At 40.4% G+C, this 19,481-nt stretch carries 17 protein-coding genes; 15 read left to right on the top strand and 2 right to left on the bottom strand.

The genetic code is table 11. The features are described 5' to 3' along the window. Positions 1–29 precede the first annotated feature (29 nt). The 9 genes from bgrR (at position 30) to HMPREF1518_RS05510 (ending at position 10,536) form a co-directional block, all read left to right on the top strand. The gene (gene bgrR, locus HMPREF1518_RS05470; protein WP_001024193.1) at positions 30–683 is read left to right on the top strand and encodes a response regulator transcription factor BgrR; all 654 of its coding nucleotides are present in this window, start codon (positions 30–32) and stop codon (positions 681–683) included. Continuing rightward, positions 680–2,020 carry a sensor histidine kinase BgrS gene (bgrS, locus tag HMPREF1518_RS05475; RefSeq protein ID WP_033584712.1) on the top strand — a complete coding sequence of 447 codons (1,341 nt, stop codon included), beginning with the start codon at positions 680–682 and terminating at the stop codon, positions 2,018–2,020. Before bgrR ends, bgrS begins: the two co-directional genes overlap by 4 nt. 108 nt (positions 2,021–2,128) lie before the next feature. Then, positions 2,129–2,656, top strand: a complete 528-nt coding sequence (locus HMPREF1518_RS05480) for an isoprenylcysteine carboxyl methyltransferase family protein (RefSeq protein WP_033584714.1) — start codon at positions 2,129–2,131, stop codon at positions 2,654–2,656. 82 nt (positions 2,657–2,738) lie between these two features. Further along, positions 2,739–5,810, top strand: a complete 3,072-nt coding sequence (locus HMPREF1518_RS05485) for a GAG-binding domain-containing protein (protein ID WP_033584716.1) — start codon at positions 2,739–2,741, stop codon at positions 5,808–5,810. Positions 5,811–6,144: 334 nt separating this feature from the next. After that, positions 6,145–7,203 carry an AAA family ATPase gene (locus HMPREF1518_RS05490; RefSeq protein ID WP_033584717.1) on the top strand — a complete coding sequence of 353 codons (1,059 nt, stop codon included), beginning with the start codon at positions 6,145–6,147 and terminating at the stop codon, positions 7,201–7,203. A 9-nt stretch (positions 7,204–7,212) separates the two neighbouring features. Next, entirely contained in the window at positions 7,213–7,992 is a 780-nt protein-coding gene (pnuC, locus tag HMPREF1518_RS05495; RefSeq protein ID WP_033584719.1) for a nicotinamide riboside transporter PnuC, read from the top strand. 1 nt (position 7,993) lies between these two features. Further along, positions 7,994–8,767, top strand: coding sequence for an NUDIX domain-containing protein (locus HMPREF1518_RS05500; protein ID WP_033584721.1), 774 nt, complete (start codon positions 7,994–7,996; stop codon positions 8,765–8,767). 272 nt (positions 8,768–9,039) lie between these two features. After that, positions 9,040–9,723: a hypothetical protein gene (locus HMPREF1518_RS05505; protein WP_033584722.1), complete on the top strand. Its 684-nt coding sequence runs from the start codon at positions 9,040–9,042 to the stop codon at positions 9,721–9,723. Positions 9,724–9,849: 126 nt separating this feature from the next. Continuing rightward, positions 9,850–10,536, top strand: a complete 687-nt coding sequence (locus tag HMPREF1518_RS05510; protein ID WP_033584724.1) for a YoaK family protein — start codon at positions 9,850–9,852, stop codon at positions 10,534–10,536. A 55-nt stretch (positions 10,537–10,591) separates the two neighbouring features. Here the strand turns inward: HMPREF1518_RS05510 and dusB are convergent, their stop codons facing one another. Together dusB and hslO are read right to left on the bottom strand one after the other, a co-directional pair. Beyond that, the gene (dusB, locus tag HMPREF1518_RS05515) at positions 10,592–11,572 is read right to left on the bottom strand and encodes a tRNA dihydrouridine synthase DusB (RefSeq protein WP_033584726.1); all 981 of its coding nucleotides are present in this window, start codon (positions 11,570–11,572) and stop codon (positions 10,592–10,594) included. Continuing rightward, positions 11,559–12,431 (bottom strand): Hsp33 family molecular chaperone HslO, encoded by an 873-nt coding sequence (gene hslO / locus HMPREF1518_RS05520; protein ID WP_000357832.1) that lies wholly within the window; start codon positions 12,429–12,431, stop codon positions 11,559–11,561. The genes dusB and hslO overlap by 14 nt, the downstream gene beginning before the upstream one ends. Before the next feature lie 286 nt (positions 12,432–12,717). On the opposite strand from hslO, the gene HMPREF1518_RS05525 reads away from it, so the two are divergent. The 6 genes from HMPREF1518_RS05525 (at position 12,718) to nt5e (ending at position 19,369) form a co-directional block, all read left to right on the top strand. Next, on the top strand, positions 12,718–12,849 hold the full coding sequence (locus HMPREF1518_RS05525; protein ID WP_007518064.1) for a teichoic acid D-Ala incorporation-associated protein DltX: 132 nt from the start codon (positions 12,718–12,720) through the stop codon (positions 12,847–12,849). A 20-nt stretch (positions 12,850–12,869) separates the two neighbouring features. Then, complete coding sequence (gene dltA / locus HMPREF1518_RS05530; RefSeq protein WP_033584728.1) at positions 12,870–14,420, top strand: D-alanine--poly(phosphoribitol) ligase subunit DltA; 1,551 nt, start codon at positions 12,870–12,872, stop codon at positions 14,418–14,420. Next, complete coding sequence (gene dltB, locus HMPREF1518_RS05535) at positions 14,417–15,661, top strand: D-alanyl-lipoteichoic acid biosynthesis protein DltB (RefSeq protein WP_000970386.1); 1,245 nt, start codon at positions 14,417–14,419, stop codon at positions 15,659–15,661. Before dltA ends, dltB begins: the two co-directional genes overlap by 4 nt. 13 nt (positions 15,662–15,674) lie before the next feature. Then, entirely contained in the window at positions 15,675–15,914 is a 240-nt protein-coding gene (gene dltC, locus HMPREF1518_RS05540) for a D-alanine--poly(phosphoribitol) ligase subunit DltC (protein WP_000351972.1), read from the top strand. After that, the gene (dltD, locus tag HMPREF1518_RS05545) at positions 15,907–17,175 is read left to right on the top strand and encodes a D-alanyl-lipoteichoic acid biosynthesis protein DltD (RefSeq protein WP_000919834.1); all 1,269 of its coding nucleotides are present in this window, start codon (positions 15,907–15,909) and stop codon (positions 17,173–17,175) included. The genes dltC and dltD overlap by 8 nt, the downstream gene beginning before the upstream one ends. A gap of 142 nt (positions 17,176–17,317) precedes the next feature. Beyond that, complete coding sequence (gene nt5e / locus HMPREF1518_RS05550; RefSeq protein ID WP_033584731.1) at positions 17,318–19,369, top strand: cell surface ecto-5'-nucleotidase Nt5e; 2,052 nt, start codon at positions 17,318–17,320, stop codon at positions 19,367–19,369. The last annotated feature ends 112 nt before the right edge of the window (positions 19,370–19,481 follow it).

Genomic DNA, 19,481 nt, shown 5'->3' on the forward strand with positions numbered 1-19,481 from the left:
AATTTTAGATAGGTTAAGAAGGGAAATAGATGAACATTTTAGTTGTAGATGATGAGGATATGATTAGAGAGGGGGTCGCTGCTTTTTTGAGAGAAGAAGGCTATCATGTTATTCTAGCAAAGGATGGGCAGGAGGCTTTGGAGAAATTTCATGAGTTCCCGATTCATCTGATGGTCTTGGATCTGATGTTACCGAAGCGGAGTGGATTTGAGGTTTTAAAAGAAATTAATGGAAATCATGATATTCCTGTAATCGTCTTAAGTGCGCTCGGAGATGAGGAAACTCAGATGCAGGTATTTGACCTTTATGCTGATGATCATGTGACAAAACCATTTTCACTGGTGCTCCTAGTCAAACGGATTCAAGCCTTGCTTAGGCGTTACTATGTTGTGGAGGATATTTGGCATTATCAAGATGTGACAGTGGATTTCACATCCTACCAAGCTCGAGTCAAGAACGAGGAGGTTGCAATTAAGCCGAAAGAATTGTTGGTTTTAAAATGTTTGATCCAACATAAGAACCAGGTCTTGAGTAGAGAGCAGATACTCGAGTCTATCTCAAATGATTTTGCAGATTTGCCTCTTGATAGAGTAGTTGATGTTTACATTCGAAATCTTCGTAAGAAGTTGGATCTGGATTGCATTGTAACAGTGAAAAATGCCGGATATAAAATTAGCTTATGATAAAAAACCCTAAATTATTAACCAAATCATTTTTAAGAAGTTTTTCGCTTTTAGGTGCAATCGCTTTGGTCATCCATATTGCCATCTATCTGACCTTTCCTTTTTATTACATTCAGCAAGAGGGTGAGAAGTTTAATGAGAGTGCGACTATTATGAGCAGGTACTTAGAAGGCAAAAATTTTCATGAACTGCCTAGTTTGCTGGAGTCCTATTCGAAATCTCTTCGTATCTCTGCCCATTTGAAAGATGACGTACTGGATAAGAGAATTTCCCTTGTGCACGACTTGGAAATAAAGGAAGGCAGCCCCACTAACTATATCGTAACGATTGACCGTCAGATTACGACAGCTGATGGTAAAAAGGTAACCATTCAATTTATTCAAGGTGTGGATATTTATAAAGAGGCAACACGGATTATGCTTCTCTATCTCCCTTATACCTTTTTAGCAACGCTTGTATTTGCCTTTCTCTTTTCCTACTTCTATACGAAACGTTTATTGGAGCCTCTCTTTTATATCTCAAAAGTTACAGGTAAGATGCAGGAGTTGGATCATGATATTCGCTTTGATGAAACGCGAAAGGATGAAGTTGGGGAAGTTGGAAAGCAAATCAATGATGTGTATGAAAACTTGTTGGCAGTCATTGATGAATCTGAGAGAAGAAATGAACGGATTATCAGGTTGCAAAAGCAGAAAGTTTCTTTTGTTCGTGGAGCGTCACATGAGTTGAAAACCCCTTTAGCCAGTCTTCGAATTATTCTAGAGAATATGCAGTACAATATTGGGGATTATAAAGACCACCCTAAGTATATAGCAAAGAGTATCGATCAAATTGATCAAATGAGTCACTTGCTCGAAGAAGTTTTGGAGTCCTCTAAGTTCCAAGAGTGGACAGAGTGTAGCGAGACCTTGATAATCCAGACTGTTTTGACGGATGTTTTATCTCGCTATCAGGAATTAGCACGCTCAAGAGGAATAGAAATTGAAAATCAATTGACAGATGCTACTAGGGTCATCATGAGTCTCAAGGCATTGGATAAGGTTTTGACAAACTTGATTAGTAATGCGATTAAATATTCAGATAAAAATGGGCGCGTAATCCTATCCGAGCAAGATGGCTATCTTTCTATCAAAAATACCTGCCAACCTCTTAATCAAGAAGAGTTGAATCATTTGTTTGATATTTTTTACCACTCTCAAGTTGTTACAGACAAGTCTGAAGGGTCTGGTTTAGGACTCTATATCGTGAATAACATCCTAGAAAGTTATCAAATGTCTTATAGTTTTCTCCCTTATGAACAGGGAATGGAATTTAAAATTTACTTGCAAGCAGATTAGTTGTATAAAGTAACAGAACGGAAATCTCTCCGTTCTTTTTTGTTAAAGTTCACATAGGTTTAACATGAGAATATTATTTTAAATATAGAAAAAAGAAAGGATACTGGTATGGTATTAGCGATTATTTTAGTAACCTTCCTCGTTCGATTGATTTTTTTAAAACGTTCGATGGAGAATGAAAAACGAATCCTTAGCAATGGCGGGAAAGAATTTGGAGTTGAGAATACAAAACGATTAACGATGGCTCATATTGTTTTTTATCTCTCTTGCTTCGTTGAAGCAATGGTGCACAAGACAAATTTTGATGGCATGAGCATAGTTGGTTTAGTTTTGCTTATTTTTTCCATGTTGATGTTATTGCTGGTCATTCACTTGTTGGGAGATATTTGGACAGTTAAGCTAATGCTTGTCAATAATCACAAATATGTAGATCATCCTCTCTTTCGAATTGTGAAACATCCCAATTACTTTTTAAATATTCTCCCTGAGCTAGTTGGTTTAGCTTTGGTGAGTCATGCTTACGTAACTTTTATCTTTATTTTTCCTGTCTATGCGGTTATTCTTTATCAAAGAATAGCAGAAGAAGAGAAATTACTGCAAGAAGTTATCATTCCTAATGGAAGAATGAAAGGATAGCGAAAATAATATAGCAAATTTCATATACAATTCATATTGGCAGGATATACTGTAGTTAATTAAAATCACGGAGGATATAGATATGTTTAAATCAAATCATGAACGAAGAATGCGTTATTCCATTCGTAAATTTAGTGTAGGAGTAGCTAGTGTACTAGTAGCTAGCTTCTTTATGGGGAGTGTTGCTCATGCTGATGAGATGAACTCGAGTGCACCCACAAATAGTGCCAAGGTCACTGAACAAACTTCATCTAAGGATAAGGCAGGAGAAAACAAAGAAATTTCTTCTGAAAATAATAAAAAAACAGAACCAGCTAGAGAAACTTTGAAAGATGCAAAAGAAAAATTAATAAAAGAGCTAGCGGAAAGTGACCTTCCTGCAGATAAAAAAGCAGCATATAAGCAGAAAATCGAACGGGCGAATGATACAGGAAGCTTGCTTTCGATAGATAATGATTTTCACCTAGACTTACTAAAACATCATGAAAAGCAGCATATAGAACAAGAAAGTAAGGAAAAAGAAAATCAATCGAAAGATGAAAACAAGGTAGTTCCACCGACTAAGGAGAGCTCGGAACAGTCTCAAGATACTTCTACAAAAGAGAACACAGGTGCGGTCGCTGAAATTCAAAAACGTTTAAAAGAAGAAATCAGAAAGGGTACCCTACCAACTGAGCGGAAAGATTCCTTGATAAAAGAGATTGAGGGAGAAGATGACCGTGATAACCTAGAAACTTTGGAGAATAGTTATAGAGAGCTGGAAGATACTTTCAAAAAAATCAATGAAGAACTCGACCATCAAAAGAAATTGATTAGCGATATGGTAACTACAAAAGGTATCACCGAAGAGGATAAAAGTTCTTTAGTAGGCGAAATCAATAAAATCAAAGAGCGAGTTGTAAATGATTTTAAGAACGAGTCGGATAAATCACTCCAAACGATTAAACAAGAAGTTATTGCTGATCTAGGTAAGTTATTCAAATCTTACAAAGCTTACGTTGAAAAAGAAATTCAAAACTACGTCAATGAACGAGTGGACAAAAACATAAAGGAGAAAAAACTAAACAAAGAAGAAGCAAACGAGGATGCCACAATCAAACAGTTACGCGAGTTGGAAAAAAAGGCGCTTCAGCAACTCGATCAGGCCGCGAAAAACGAAGAGGTGCTGAAGGCTAAACACAGTCTTCTTGATGAGATTGCAAAACTCAAAACATCTAATGGCAATAAAGAGACAACGAAACCGAGAGACAAACGAAGTGCTAAGGAGACTGATCAGCAAGATTTGGCTAAACAAATTTCAGAAGCTAATCTATCGCTTTCTAATCACATGAGTGAGCTGTTGGATAGAACTAAAAAGGATCTGAAATCTGAGGACGAGTCTAAATTTGATGAATTAATTAAAAATGCCTTAGGAATTGTAAATAAATATAGATCAGAGCTTTCTAAAGCTCAAACAAAAGAGGAACTAGATCGGATTCTAGAAACAGCGAAGTCAGAGCTAAATGCTGTTGTGGAGGAATTCAAAAAAGGGTTAACGAAACCAACTGAGCCTCAAAGAAAGCCTGATATGGAAGGTCATATTCCTCCAACTAAAGATGGGAAATCTCAGACACCGACTGAAGAAACGAAAGAGATAGAATCTTTGAAGAATAAGGCTAAGGAAGAGCTAAAAAAACTAGAGCAAGCTTTGGCTGAAGTGAATAACTATCCAGAGTTACCAGAAAATAACAGTGATTATAAGGTGCAGAAAAAAGATATTTGGGAAGATTCTAAAAAGATTGCTCCTGCTAAAATAAAAGCATTTAGAGAGCAGTTAGAAAAAGGTTCATACACTGCCAAAACTCTCCAAACGTTTATAGATGACTTTATCTATTATCAAATCCATGCACAAATCGAAAAGATGACAAGACAAGTCGCTTTGTATCGAGAGAAATACGCGAAAATTCCTAGTTTAGAAAAAGAATTTGAATCAGGTATCAAGCAAATATGGAATAAGAATTATGCTACCTTAGAAGGGAAATATCTAGCGGATTACTTTAAGAACGAATTTCTTCCATCCTTTAATAAGATTCAGCAGATTGTGGAACTTCAGAAGGCTATCAGTCAGCTTGAAGAAGAAATGAAGACGGTTCCAGATGGAGCTAAGTTAACAGGAGAAGCTGGTTCTGCTTATGAAAAGGTCAGAAATCGCGCAAGCGAAATCATTAAACAGGGGAAAGAGCTTCTAGAACAAGTAAATATTACAGAAAAGCAGCTAGATACTCAGATAGGAGAGCTTCAGAAGAGCTTATCGGAATTGAAGGTAGCGAAGGCCAACTTAGTGCCAAAGAAAGAAGATAAGAAAGAAATTCCAAAACCAGATATGCAACCAAGTCCTCAACCAGAAGGCAAAAAACCGCAAACACCGACACAACCCGGTACTGAGGATAAGAAGCCATCTGCTCCAAAACCAGGTATGCAACCAAGTCCTCAACCAGAGGGTAAGAAACCGCAAACACCGGCACAACCAAAGACACATAAAATTTTTACAGCAGCAGATGGCAAGACGAAAGTCTCAGTAATATTTGATAAACCTACAGATGCAGATAAGTTACATCTCAAGGAAGTAACGACGAAAGAGTTGGCTGATAAAATTGCTCGTAAAACAGGAGGGGGAACAGTTCGTGTGTTTGACTTATCTCTTTCTAAAGGAGGCAAGGAAACTCATGTCAATGGAGAACGAACTGTTCGGCTCGCGCTTGGGCAGACTGGATCAGATGTTCACGTCTATCACATAAAGGAAAATGGCGACCTTGAACGCATTCCTTCTAAAGTTGAAAATGGGCAAGTTGTCTTTAAAACGAGCCACTTCAGTTTGTTTGCGATTAAGACACTTTCTAAGAATCAAAATGTCACTACACCTAAGCAGACTAAGCCGTCTATCCAAGATAGTCAAACACAGATAGGAGAGAGCCGAACTGGAAAATTCCAGAATAAAGAAGTTAATCATAAACCACTGGCTACTGGAAATGAAACGGTGGCAAAAGGAAATCCTACATCAGCAACTGAGAAGAAATTACCATCTACAGGAGTGGCGTCTAATCTAGTTCTTGAGATCATTGGTCTCCTTGGTTTGATTGGAACTTCATTCATCGCGATGAAAAGAAGGAAATAATGATTCAGTTTTTTAAAAATATCCACTTTCGATATTTAGCATTTGATTGGTTAACCATTGAAGATCCCAAAGATTTTACTTATAATTGGTATCTAATAATGATAAGTCATTTCATATAGAGATGAATCTAAGATATAAAAAGAGAAGGCTAGTGAACCGCAAAAGTTAGATTTTTTATGTCCAACTTTTGAGGGGCAGTATAAAGATGGCCTTCTCTTTTTTTTGTTACCTTTTTATAAAAAGTAATAAAAGACTATTGACAAAACAAAAATATAGTATACAATAAAAACATAGAAAACAAAAATATCAAAAACCATAAAAAGGAAAAACGTTTATGAAAAAGAAAACAGCAGTGGTATTTGGGACCTTTGCCCCTCTCCATCAAGGGCATATCGATCTGATCCAGCGAGCGAAGCGTCAGTGTGACCAGGTCTGGGTAGTCGTTTCAGGCTACGAGGGAGACCGAGGTGAGCAGGTAGGTTTAAGTCTTCAAAAACGATTTCGCTATATCCGAGAGGCTTTTCGTGATGACGAATTGACCTCTGTCTGCAAGTTAGATGAGACCAACCTTCCCCGTTACCCTATGGGCTGGCAGGAGTGGTTGGACCAGATGTTATCGGAGATTTCCTACGATGAAGCCCAGCAAGAACTGATCTTTTTTGTGGGGGAACGTGACTACCAGCAAGAATTATCAAATCGTGGTTTTGAGACCGTTTTGCAAGAAAGAAAGTTTGGAATCTCAGCGACTATGATTCGAGAAAATCCAAGCAAATATTGGAAATATATTGCTCAACCCTTCCGTCGACAGTTTACAAAGAAAGTGTTGATTATGGGAAGTGCCAGCAATGGGAAGACCACTCTGGCCAAGGATTTGGCAAGGTATTACGATGCTCCGGTCAGCCTGGAATACGCACGTGAGTATCAGATCAAAAACAATGTCCGCGACGATGAATTGACTCCAAAGGATTACTATTATCTCCTTTTAGGGCAGTATGACCAGACCTCCAAGTTAATCGATAGCAATGCCAATCGAGGCCTAGTAATAGCTGACACCAACTCCTTAGTAACCAAGGGCTACTATGATTATTACATGGAGGCTGAGGATCAAGAGGACTTATCAGGAGAAACCTTTGACAATCTCTTTGTTTCAATCTTGGCCAAGGAAAAATGGGACTTGATTCTCTTTGTGCAGCCTGTCGGTTCTTATGTCAATGACGGATTTAGAGATATGACCATGGCGGAAGACCATATTCGCTACAGTTTTTCCCAGCATCTGGACCAGATGAGAGAGCGATATTTAACCACCATTCCACTAGTTTATCTAGCTGAGGATTACCTAGGCAATTATGAAGCAGCAAAAGTGGCTATTGATGCAATTTACCAAGCAGATTAGGAGAAAATTATGGAAACAGTAACTAAAAAAATCACACAATTTATCGAAAACTTTAAAAATGTCCATGCGGAAGCCCGCAAGATCGGTTTTGCAGGGATTATGCGCCTGCTCTGGAAAGATCTCTTTGTCGGCCGTAGTCTTTTTCAGTGGTTGTATCTCATCGCCTTGTCAAGTGTTCCCTTGATCTTAGAGTTCACACAAAATACGGAAAGTCATGACTGGCTGAGCTTGTTTGCATCTTGGACTGGGATTGTCTGTGTTATATTGGTAGCAGAAGGGCGTGCAAGCAATTATCTCTTTGGGACCATTAACTCCGCTATCTACTTGATCTTGGCCATGAACGCGACTTTTTATGGAGAAGTTTTGACGACCGTTTACTTCTTTGTCATGCAGCCGATTGGTCTCTATGCTTGGTTGTCCAATCGTATCAATGAACAGGAAAAACCAGAAGAATCCCACTTTGAAGCTAAGAAATTATCTGTGATTGACTGGCTCAAGTACTTAGCCTTGACTGCCATTATCTGGATTGGTATGGGCTTGGCTTATCAAAGTATCAATAGCGCTCGTCCTTTCCGTGATAGTGTTACTGATGCGACCAATGGTGTTGGTCAGCTCTTGATGACACGTCTCTACCGTGAGCAATGGATTTTCTGGATTGCAACCAATCTCTTTAGTATTTATCTCTGGTGGGGTGAAAATATCCACATTCAAGGGATGTACTGGGTTTACACACTGAACAGTCTAGTGGGATGGTACCAATGGACCAAGGCAGTTCGAAAGGAGGCATAAGATGGCAGACATAAAGATTCCAGAAGGAATGACGGAAAAAGAATATTATGAAATCCATGCCAGTCAGGAGGAGTTTTTAGACTGGTACTACAGGCAGGAACTCCCTCAATATGAAAAACCAAGTGTGACAGTGGATATGGTGGCTTACTGCTTTGTCGAAGGAAAGATCAAGCTCTTACTGATCCGTCGCAAGGCCCACCCTTATCAAAACTGCTTGGCTCTGGTTGGAGGCTTTATGGACAAGGGAGAAGATGCTGCACATGCCTGTCAGCGCGAGGTGAGTGAAGAAGTCAATCTCGATCTACCTTTGGAGAAAATCGAGCAATTGATGACCGTATCGACCCCCGGTCGTGATCCACGGGGCTGGACAGTGACCATTGCCCACTTAGTGTACCTACCTAGTCGTGCCTTAGACCTCGTTCGGGCAGGTGACGATGCCAAGGATGTCGTTTTCGTAGATGTCGATTTTCAGACGGGCAAATGCTACCTAGAGGGAGCCGAGCTGGACGAGCAAGCCTTCGCCTTTGACCATTATGCCATTATCCAAGAATCCATCAAACGAATCCAAGGCCGTCTCGACTGGAACCCGACCTTCCTCTATCTGCTGGAGGAGGAGTTCACTGTCTACGAGGGGACTGAACTGGTCAATCTCATCAACCCTGGTCGCCCAATCGTCAGCAATAACTTTCTCGTAAAATACGGCGAATATGTAGAAGAAGTCGGACTCAAACGAGTACCCAAAAAGAAACCAAGAAAAACCTATCGATTGAAATAAAAAGTGAGGTCGGGACAAAGTTCCCGACCTCTTTATTTATCATCATTTTTATGAATGGCTATCTTTCTTAGAATTGCACAAGAGCGATGCAAAAAATAGGACTCTAATCTAAAAAAATTTCTATTTTTTCGTTTCGATTACGAATTGAAATAGTGGAGAGAACATTTTTTAAAATAGGTTCTCTAAATAGTTGACAGATTCAAAACCTAATGTTACAATTATGTTACAAAAAGATTTCTTAATATTTCAAAAACGTTACAAAGGAGTAAAAAATGAAAAAGAAAACCTATATCAAATTGATGGCAGCGACTGTGTTGGCTTCTACCTTGCTACTAGCAGCTTGTGGAAATAAAAACGAAACCACTCAAACTAGTAGCTCTGCAAAGACAAGTCAATCATCAAGCTCTAAAGCAGCTTCTTCTAGCAAAGAAAGCAAGACTCAAAAATCTTCAAGCTCAGCTTCATCTGAAAAGGCCCAGGCATCTTCTGGTCAGTCTTCTACAGCGGCGGATCAGTCACAAGCGAAACCAGCGCCTGAATCAAGACAAGAACAAGCAGCCCCTAGTCAGCAAGCTCCATCTCAGGCACCTTCAACTCAGCAAGGCTCTCAAGCCCAGTCTAACCAGTCAGGCTATGATCCAACAACTGACCGCAAACTTCAAGACAAGCAAGCAGAACACAACAAACGCTACAAGGGTGTTTTAACCATGGTCGATGGTGATTTCTCAGCAGCTGCAGGCAACTGGAAGGGAGCGAATGGCGAAACTATTACGGTTTCATCAGGGGGCCAATTTACAGTAGAAACTGCAGAAGGAAATAAAGAAAACTACTCTATTAGAGGCTACTCTTACACTCTTGATGATGGCAAGTATAATGCTAAAATCGGAGGAGGAAAAATCATCCAAATTACAACAGGTGCGGATGGTAAAGTTTCAAGCGTTGCCTTGATTCAATAATAAAATTTGATGTTTTAACTCTTACTAGAAATCGTTCTGTAAAAGAGTGAGTCAACTGTTTTTCACTTAGTTTCTCCAAGAGAAAGTGGTATAATAAAAAAATCAAAGGAAAACGAGTGATAATACATGGCGGATAAACTAATCTTACCTCAAAACACACGACTGATGGGAGTATTTCTTGGATTTGTAGGTGGTTCTTTGGATGTGTTTTGCCATATTCAATACCATAGTTTGGTAGCGACACAGACAGGGAATATTCTCCTACTGATATCTGATTGGCACGACTCAAATGTTACCAATACGATGCTACGATTCTGCTCCATTATTTTCTTTTCTCTAGGATTTCTGTTTGCATTGCACATGAAAGAATACCGCAAAACGGCCTACTGGCGGGTTAAGATGCTGCTCCCTTTATTTATTGGAACTCTTATTCTACCTTTCTTTTCACGATTTCCTCTATTAGAAGTTCCTTTCATTGCTTTTGGAACAGGAATGATGATGCTAACATTTACGGGCAGTTTGATTGAAGATCATCCCTATGTCATTTTTATGACGTCTGGAAATTACCGAAAGATGTTGACCGCTTTGTATCGCATCGCTAGAAGAGAAGGAAATATCCAAGAATACCGTCGTCAGGCCTTAAATTATGGGATTGTTGTGGGAAGTTTCATAGTGGGCGCAATCAGCTTGGCTGTATTGATGCATTTTCTTCATGAATGGTCTATATGGATTGTCAGCCTTAATTTGTTTTTGATTATGTCCTACTATATAGCTAGAGTGAAGCAATTAGATTTACAAGATGAAAACATATAAAAACGGCAAGACTCATTTTTGAGCTTTGCCGTTTTTGTGAGTTGTAGATGTGAGACTATGCTTTGTCTAGTTGCAAGAGGGCCTCAATTTCTGCAAGAGTACTAGCTTGTGAAATGGCTCCACGAAGCTTGGCTGCACCAGATGTACCACGAAGGTAGTGAGGAGCGAGGCCACGGAATTCACGGACTGCAATTTTTTCTCCTTTGAGGTTAATTAAGCGTTTTAAGTGTTCGTAGGCGATTTTCATCTTATCTTCAAAGGTCAAATCAGGAAGGATTTCTCCTGTTTCAAAGTAGTGGTTGATTTGATTGAAGAGGTAGGGATTTCCCATGGCTGCTCGGCCAATCATAACTGCGTCAGCACCAATTTCTTCGATGCGTTGTTTAGCATCTTGAACTGTACGGATGTCACCGTTGGCGATAAATGGAATCTTGGTTAAAGCTTGAGCAACCTTGTGAAGGGTCTCAAGATCAGCGTGACCAGTATACATTTGCTCACGGGTACGGCCGTGCATAGCGAGGGCAGAGACGCCTGCAGCCTCAGCTGCGAGGGCATTCTCCACGGCCAGGGATGGATCAGACCAGCCTGTACGCATTTTGACAGTGAGGGGGATATCAAGGACAGATTGGACCTTGTTGATAATAGAGTAGATCTTGTCTGGATCCTTGAGCCACATAGCACCAGCTTCGTTCTTCACGATTTTGTTAACTGGGCAGCCCATGTTGATATCGACGATATCGGTCTTGGTGTTTTCTTGGATGAATTCTGCTGCGCGTGCTAAACTGTCTTCATCGCTACCAAAAAGTTGGATAGAAACGGGGTTTTCGCCTTCATCGATATGAAGCATATGTAGAGTTTTTTCGTTGTTGTATTGGATTCCCTTGTCAGAGACCATTTCCATGACAACGAGTCCAGCTCCGAGCTCTTTTGCGATGGTACGAAAGGCTGAGTTGGTCACGCCAGCCATAGGCGCTAAAACGGTACGATTGGGAATCTCAACATTGCCGATCATAAAGGGTGTATTAAGATTTGTCACGAATGAGTTCCTCCAGGTCGTTTTCATCAAAGTTGTAAGTTGTTTGGCAGAATTGGCAAGTGATTTCTGCCCCGTGGTCTTCCTCTTTCATTTCCTCTAAGTCTGAGCTTGGAAGGCTGGCAAGAGCGTTCATAAAACGGTCTTTGCTGCAGTCGCATTGGAAACGAATTTCTTCTTCAGATAGACGTTTGTAAGATTCGTCACCATAGATAGCCTTGAGAAGGGCTTCGATATGGTCGTCGCTTTCTAGAAGAGTCGAAATGGCTGGCATTTCTTGGATGCGTTTTTCAAAGCGGGCAATCTCTTCCTCTTTGGCATTTGGCAATACTTGTAGTAAGAAGCCACCAGCGACTTTGACCTTGTCGTCTTTATCCAAAAGAACATTGAGGCCGACGGCTGAAGGAGTTTGTTGACTTTCGGTCAGGTAGTAGGCCAAGTCTTCACCGATTTCTCCAGAGATGAGAGGAGTCATAGAGTTGTAGGGATTTCCAGTACCGTAGTCTGTGATAACGAGAAATTGACCGTTTCCAACAAAAGGTCCGACTAGGACTTCACCCGTTGCAGTTTTTTTGATATCTACACCGGGATTTTGAACGTAGCCTTTGACATTTCCCTTGGTATCTGCGACAGTGATGATGGCACCGAGAGAGCTCGTTCCAAGAACTTTTACAGTAATCTTGGTATCTCCTTTTTCATTGGCTGCGAGAATCTGACTAGCGATAAGGGTGCGACCAAGTGCAACAGTTGAACTGGCTTGAGTTTGATGTTTTTCTTGAGCAGTGCGGACGGTTTCTGTGCTGTCAAGGACAAAAGCACGAAAGGCTCCGCTTTCTGATATAGTTTTAATAATCTTATCCATACCTTCTATTTTAGCATAAAAATGCCCAAAGGGGGAGCCGTGTGTTTGCTGTTAATTTTTAAACTGTTTAATTTGTGATGACTGGTATAGGAGTTTTATAGAAATGGAAATTTTTGTTCACATTTACTGTTAACATTTTAATTTATCTTAAAATAACCTAAAACGAACTTTTAAGTTATGGTAAACAGTTGAAAAAAAGGTTGATAAAGTGGTAAAATGTTAGGAAGATAAGTTACTAATAGTGCGTATTTGTAGCCGATAGAAATGATATATTAATGGATAGCTTATGAAAAAACAACGAAATCTGCATGTATTCTTAGGCCGAACGGCCCTATATTTTGTAATCTTGCTTGGCCTGCTTTATTTTTTTAGTTACCTTGGGCAGGGACAAGGTGGCTTTATTTATAATGAGTTCTAGTTTAAAGGAGAAAAGGAACAGTGTCTAATAAACCGATAAAAGATATGATTGAAACGATTGAGCACTTTGCTCAAATACAACCAACATATCCTGTCTATAATGTTTTAGGTCAAGAGCATACTTATGGTGATCTGAAGGCTGATTCAGATAGTTTAGCTGCAGCTATCGATCGACTTGGCTTGCCTGAGAAATCACCAGTCGTCGTTTTTGGTGGTCAGGAATATGAGATGTTGGCTACCTTTGTAGCGCTAACTAAGTCAGGTCATGCCTACATTCCAATTGACAGCCATTCGGCCTTGGAACGAGTTTCTGCTATCGTAGAAGTTGCAGAGCCAAGCTTGATTATTGCTATCTCAGATTTTCCATTAGAGCAAGTCTCTACGCCAATGATGACTTTAGCTCAGGTTCAAGAAGCCTTTGCTCAAGGGGATAGCTATGAGATGACGCATCCAGTCAAGGGAGATGATAATTACTACATCATCTTTACTTCTGGTACGACCGGTAAGCCTAAGGGGGTGCAGATTTCCCATGACAATCTCCTCAGCTTTACCAACTGGATGATTACAGATAAGGAATTTGCGACGCCAAGTCGTCCACAAATGCTGGCTCAGCCCCCTTATTCTTTTGACCTATCTGTCATGTACTGGGCGCCAACCTTGGCACTAGGTGGTACGCTTTTCGCTCTTCCTTCAGCCATTACTCAGGACTTCAAAAAACTCTTTGCGACGATTTTTTCATTGCCAATCGCTATCTGGACATCAACACCGTCCTTTGCAGATATGGCCATGTTGTCAGAAGACTTTAACAGCGAGAAAATGCCAGGGATCACGCATTTCTACTTTGATGGTGAAGAATTAACGGTTAAAACAGCTCAAAAACTACGTGAGCGGTTCCCAAATGCTCGTATTATCAATGCCTACGGTCCAACAGAAGCGACAGTAGCTTTGTCAGCAGTTGCTGTAACAGACGAGATGTTGAAGACTCTCAAACGCCTGCCAATCGGCTATACCAAGGCGGATTCTCCAACCTTTGTCATTGATGAAGAAGGTAAGAAACTGCCAAATGGTGAGCAAGGAGAAATCATTGTTTCAGGGCCAGCTGTTTCAAAAGGCTATATGAATAATCCTGAAAAAACGGCAGAAGCTTTCTTTGAGTTCGAAGGTCTTCCAGCCTACCACACAGGGGATGTAGGAACCATGACAGATGAGGGATTGCTTCTCTATGGTGGACGCATGGATTTCCAGATTAAGTTTAATGGTTATCGCATTGAGCTGGAAGATGTCTCTCAAAACCTCAACAAGTCTCGCTTTATCGAGTCGGCTGTTGCTGTCCCACGTTATAACAAGGACCACAAGGTACAAAATCTACTGGCCTATGTCATCCTAAAAGACGGTGTCCGTCAGCAGTTTGAGCGTGATATCGATATTACCAAGGCTATCAAGGAAGACCTAGCAGATATCATGATGTCCTATATGATGCCGTCTAAGTTTCTTTATCGAGATAGTTTACCACTAACGCCTAATGGTAAAATTGACATCAAGGGCTTGATCAATGAGGTAAACAGCCAATGATGGAGCTTTATAAACAGCTACCTCATTTGGAACCTTATGGTGATCTTCAGTACTTTTTATACGTAATTGCTGCGACTTTACCTATCTTTATTGGTCTTTTTTTCAAGAAACGTTTTGCCTTGTACGAGGTGTTTGTTAGTCTCTTCTTTATCCTCACCATGTTGGTCGGTGGAAAGACGAATCAAATAAGCGCTTTGATCCTTTATGTTATCTGGCAAGTACTTCTTGTATCTTTCTACAAAAGGTACAGGAAACAACGGGATAGTAAATGGATATTTTACCTGGTTAGCTTTCTATCCCTATTGCCAATCGTCTTTGTGAAAGTATCTCCTGCTATTCATGGACCTCAATCTTTGTTTGGATTTTTAGGGATTTCTTACTTGACCTTTCGTGCAGTTGGGGTTATCGTTGAGTTGAGAGACGGTGTCATCAAGGAATTAACGATTTGGCAATTCTTACGTTTTCTTCTCTTTATGCCGACTTTCTCAAGTGGTCCTATTGATCGTTTCAAACGCTTCAATGAAAATTACGAGACCATTCCTGAACGGGATGAGTTGATGGACATGCTAGAAGAGGCTGTCAAATATATCATGCTTGGCTTCCTCTACAAGTTTATCTTGGCTCACATTTTAGGAGAGACATTATTGCCTCCGCTGAAAAATTTGGCCTTGCAGACAGGTGGTTTCTTTAACCTCTACGCTTTAGCGGTCATGTACACCTTTGGTCTGGAGCTCTTTTTTGACTTTGCGGGCTACTCTATGTTTGCCTTAGCCATTTCAAACTTGATGGGTATTCATAGTCCTATCAACTTTAACAAGCCCTTTTTGTCAAGGGATTTAAAAGAGTTTTGGAATCGCTGGCACATGAGTCTGTCTTTCTGGTTCCGTGACTTTGTCTTTATGCGGATGGTCATGGTGTTGACCAGAAAGAAGGTCTTTAAAAATCGCAATGTCACTTCAAGTGTAGCCTATATTCTCAATATGCTGATTATGGGATTTTGGCATGGTGTGACCTGGTACTACATCGCCTATGGACTTTTTCATGGGATTGGGCTGGTCATCAATGATGCTTGGGTTCGTAAGAAAAAAGCGCTCAATAAAGAACGGAAAAAAGCTGGAAAGGGTTCCTTACCTGAGAATCGCTGGATTCAGTTGCTTGGCATGGTTGTCACCTTCCATGTCGTGATGGTTTCATTCTTAATCTTTTCTGGATTTTTGAATGATTTATGGTTTAAAAAATAAAAGGATATAAAAAATGGATATCAAATCAGAAGTTATTGAAATTATTGATGAGTTGTTTATGGAAGATGTTTCTGACATGATGGATGAAGATCTTTTTGATGCCGGTGTCTTGGATAGCATGGGAACGGTTGAATTGATTGTGGAGATTGAAAACCGTTTTGACATTCGTGTTCCAGTGACGGAGTTCGGTCGTGATGACTGGAATACGGCTAATAAAATCGTAGAAGGTATTACGGAGTTGAAGAATGCTTAAACGCTTGTGGCTGATCTTCGGGCCTATCTTCATTGCTGGATTTTTGGTTCTTCTACTCATCTTTTTTTATCCAGGTACAACAAGCCATAATCTGACGGAGGAGAAATACTCGGCGGCTTCTGTTAGTGCAGAGAGTTTTAAAGAGAGAAGCCAAAAAGTAAGGGCTCTTACGGATCCAAATATGCGTTTTATTCCTTTTCTAGGGTCCAGTGAATGGATTCGATTTGATAGTGTCCATCCAGCTGTTTTAGCAGAAAAATACCATCGTCCCTATCGTCCTTACTTTCTAGGTCAAGCAGGAGCAGCCTCTCTCAATCAATATTTTGGTCTACAGCAAATTTTGCCAGAAATAGAGAATAAGCAGGCTGTATTTGTGATTTCGCCTCAGTGGTTTACGGAGACAGATTATGAACCCGCAGCGTTTCAGAGATTTTTTAACAGTGACCAATTAACAGCTTTTTTGGGAAATCAATCTGGTGACATTGCTGCAAAGCATGCGGCTATTCGATTGTTAAAGCAGAATCCTAATGTTGCATTGAAAGGCATTGTTCAAAAACTGTCAAAGGGTGAAGAATTATCAGATGTTGATCAGGTTGCTATTGATATTTTTGCGCGATTCAACGAAAAACAATCCGCTCTCTTTGGACAATTCTCCATTCGAGGACAACTCAAGTACAAGGAACACGTGGAGAACTATTTAAAAGATCTTCCGGATCAATTTTCTTATGATGAGTTAGAAAAAATTGTTCGTAAGGACGCAGAAGCAAATACGACCAATAACGATATGGGGATGGAAAATCATTTCTATACGAGAGAGATTCAAAAGGATTTAAAAAAATGGGAAGGGTATCAAAAAAATTACAACTTCCTCAAGTCCTCTGAATACAATGATTTGCAGCTGGTCCTCAATCAATTTGCTAAGTCGAATGTCAATGTGCTCTTTGTCATTCAGCCGGTTAACAAGAAGTGGATGGAGTACACAGGGCTCAGCGAAGAGATGTATCAACATGCAGTGGAGAAAATTCGTTACCAATTAGAAAGTCAGGGTTTTACCAATATTGCTGATTTTTCAAAAAATGGAGGGGACCCTTATTTTGTTAAGGACACCATTCATCTAGGATGGTTAGGTTGGCTGGCTTTTGATAAGGTTGTCAATCCTTTCTTGACGGATCCGAAACCAGCTCCAGACTACAAGATGAATGACCGCTTCTTTAGCAAGGACTGGGCGACCTATGATGGGAACATCAAAGATTTCAAATAAAATGGTCTAAAGGTTTGGGATTTAAACCCAAGCTTTTTTGTTTAAATGGCGAATATTTAAGATGAAAATAGGTCAAAAGTTTCAAAATTTTTAGAAATAGCGTATAATATAAAAGAGAAAAAGAAAAGAAAGGGATTTTAAAATGAACAAACGTTCTTTGTTACCTGTCTTATCGACAGCCCTGTTAGCTCCAGCCTTCTTAGCTGGACAAGTCTATGCTGAAGAAGCAACAACTCCTGCAGAAAGTTCAGCTGTTGTAGCGACTCCAGCTACGTCGGCGACTCCAGCTCCTGTTGAGAGCCCTGCGGTACCGGAAACTTCGGCAACTTCAGAAGCGGTTGTACCTGCAGAAACTCCGTCAGCTCCTGCTGAATCTACCAAAAGCGAAGAAAAGGACACCGTTATCTTACACACCAATGATGTCCATGGTCGTATTGTAGAGGAAAAGGGAGTAATTGGAGATGCCAAGTTAGCGACTGTCATTGAACAGGAGCGTGCGAAGTCAAATCAAAATACTCTGGTAGTTGATGCGGGAGACGCTTTTCAAGGTTTACCGATTTCCAACTCTACTAAGGGTGAAGCGCGTGCTGAAATTCTTAATCAGATGCAGTATGATGCCATGGCAGTAGGAAACCATGAGTTTGACTTTGGTCTTGATGAAGTTAAAAAATACAAGGAAATCTTGAAATTCCCATTACTTAGCTCAAATACCTATGTCAATGGAGCTCGTCTTTTTGAAGCTTCTACAATCGTTGATAAAGATAAGACTGTGGAAGGTGATGAATTTGTTGTAATCGGCGTGACAACACCTGAAACAGCAACCAAAACTCACCCTAAAAATGTCAAAGGGGTAACTTTTACAGATCCAATCTCTGAAGTCAATAAGGTCATCGAAGAAGTTCAAGCCAAGGCTCGTGCAGAAGGTAAGGACTACAAACACTATGTTGTGCTCGCTCACTTGGGTGTAGATACCACAACCCCAGTCGAATGGCGTGGTTCAACTTTGGCAGAAGCCTTGTCTAAAAATCCTCGTTTGAAAGGGAAACGCGTAACAGTAATCGACGGTCACTCTCATACAGTAGAATCAACGACCTATGGAGACAATGTTACCTATAACCAAACAGGGAGTTACCTTCATAATGTAGGGAAAATCACCTACAAATCACGTCAGCTTTTGGGCAATCCAACTCAGATTCCGGCTGCTGATGCTAAAAAATTACCAGCCAATCCAACAGTTGAAAAACTAGTCAAAGACATTAAACAAAAATACGATGCTGAAAATGCTGTTGAAGTCGTTTCAAACAGCCCTGTAGAACTCAACGGAGATCGTGAAAATGTTCGGGTTCGTGAAACTAACCTCGGAAACGTCGTAGCGGACTCGCTCTATCAGTATGGTCAAACAGGATTTAGCCATCCGACAGACATCGCTGTGACAAATGGTGGTGGCTTGCGTGAAACCATTGCAAAAGGCAAACCAATTACTAAAGGAAATGTCATTGCCGTTCTTCCGTTTGGAAATACCATCTCACAAATCCAAGTGACTGGGCAACAAGTCTTGGATATGTTTGAAAAGTCACTCGGATCTATCTTGCAGGTCGATAAAGATGGCAAGAAGGTCTTGGATGAGAACGGACAACCATTGTTAGAACCAAGTGGTGGTTTCTTGCAAGTTTCAGGTGTGAAGGTCTACTATGATACCAACCTACCATCAGGTAAACGTGTCTTGGCCATCCAGGTCAAAAACCGCACGACTGGTCGTTATGATCTTCTAGACCTTGCAAAAACTTACTATCTTGCAACCAATGATTTCCTAGCTGCAGGTGGTGATGGTTACACTATGTTAGGTGGTGCGCGAGAAGAAGGTCCTTCTATGGATGCAGCCTTTGAAGAGTATCTTAAAACCGCTGATTTGACCCAGTATGAAAAGATCAATCCGAACTCACGGACGATTTCTGTGGATTCTACAACTTTTAGTCTACCAGTAGAAACGCCTCAAACGAATGCGGCTGCTAACGATGCGACTACAAATGTACCACTTACTTATGAGGTGGCAGGTCAATTTAGCAAGAAGGCGGTTGTCTCAGAAAAAGCTCTCCCAAATACAGGAAGTGAACAATCCATCTTCTTACTCTTGATGGGAATGGTAGCTGGTCTGGCAGGTATCTTATCGAGCAGAAAACCAAAGCTAAAATAGGTTAAATTTCACATCTAGAAGAGTCTAGGGAAACGTTTTTACGCCTTTTTCCCTTGACTCTTTTTTGGTTTATGATATAATTAACCAGTAAAGAATCGGTGGCTATCTAAGT

Source organism: Streptococcus sp. SR1, from assembly GCF_000526075.1.
Classification (GTDB): Bacteria; Bacillota; Bacilli; order Lactobacillales; family Streptococcaceae; genus Streptococcus; species Streptococcus halitosis.

Coding starts and splice junctions, on each gene's coding strand:
- bgrR (WP_001024193.1), top strand. CDS start 30: ATGAACATTTTAGTTGTAGATGATGAGGATATGATTAGAGAGGGGGTC.
- bgrS (WP_033584712.1), top strand. CDS start 680: ATGATAAAAAACCCTAAATTATTAACCAAATCATTTTTAAGAAGTTTT.
- HMPREF1518_RS05480 (WP_033584714.1), top strand. CDS start 2,129: ATGGTATTAGCGATTATTTTAGTAACCTTCCTCGTTCGATTGATTTTT.
- HMPREF1518_RS05485 (WP_033584716.1), top strand. CDS start 2,739: ATGTTTAAATCAAATCATGAACGAAGAATGCGTTATTCCATTCGTAAA.
- HMPREF1518_RS05490 (WP_033584717.1), top strand. CDS start 6,145: ATGAAAAAGAAAACAGCAGTGGTATTTGGGACCTTTGCCCCTCTCCAT.
- pnuC (WP_033584719.1), top strand. CDS start 7,213: ATGGAAACAGTAACTAAAAAAATCACACAATTTATCGAAAACTTTAAA.
- HMPREF1518_RS05500 (WP_033584721.1), top strand. CDS start 7,994: ATGGCAGACATAAAGATTCCAGAAGGAATGACGGAAAAAGAATATTAT.
- HMPREF1518_RS05505 (WP_033584722.1), top strand. CDS start 9,040: ATGAAAAAGAAAACCTATATCAAATTGATGGCAGCGACTGTGTTGGCT.
- HMPREF1518_RS05510 (WP_033584724.1), top strand. CDS start 9,850: ATGGCGGATAAACTAATCTTACCTCAAAACACACGACTGATGGGAGTA.
- hslO (WP_000357832.1), bottom strand. CDS start 12,431: ATGGATAAGATTATTAAAACTATATCAGAAAGCGGAGCCTTTCGTGCT.
- HMPREF1518_RS05525 (WP_007518064.1), top strand. CDS start 12,718: ATGAAAAAACAACGAAATCTGCATGTATTCTTAGGCCGAACGGCCCTA.
- dltB (WP_000970386.1), top strand. CDS start 14,417: ATGATGGAGCTTTATAAACAGCTACCTCATTTGGAACCTTATGGTGAT.
- dltC (WP_000351972.1), top strand. CDS start 15,675: ATGGATATCAAATCAGAAGTTATTGAAATTATTGATGAGTTGTTTATG.
- dltD (WP_000919834.1), top strand. CDS start 15,907: ATGCTTAAACGCTTGTGGCTGATCTTCGGGCCTATCTTCATTGCTGGA.
- nt5e (WP_033584731.1), top strand. CDS start 17,318: ATGAACAAACGTTCTTTGTTACCTGTCTTATCGACAGCCCTGTTAGCT.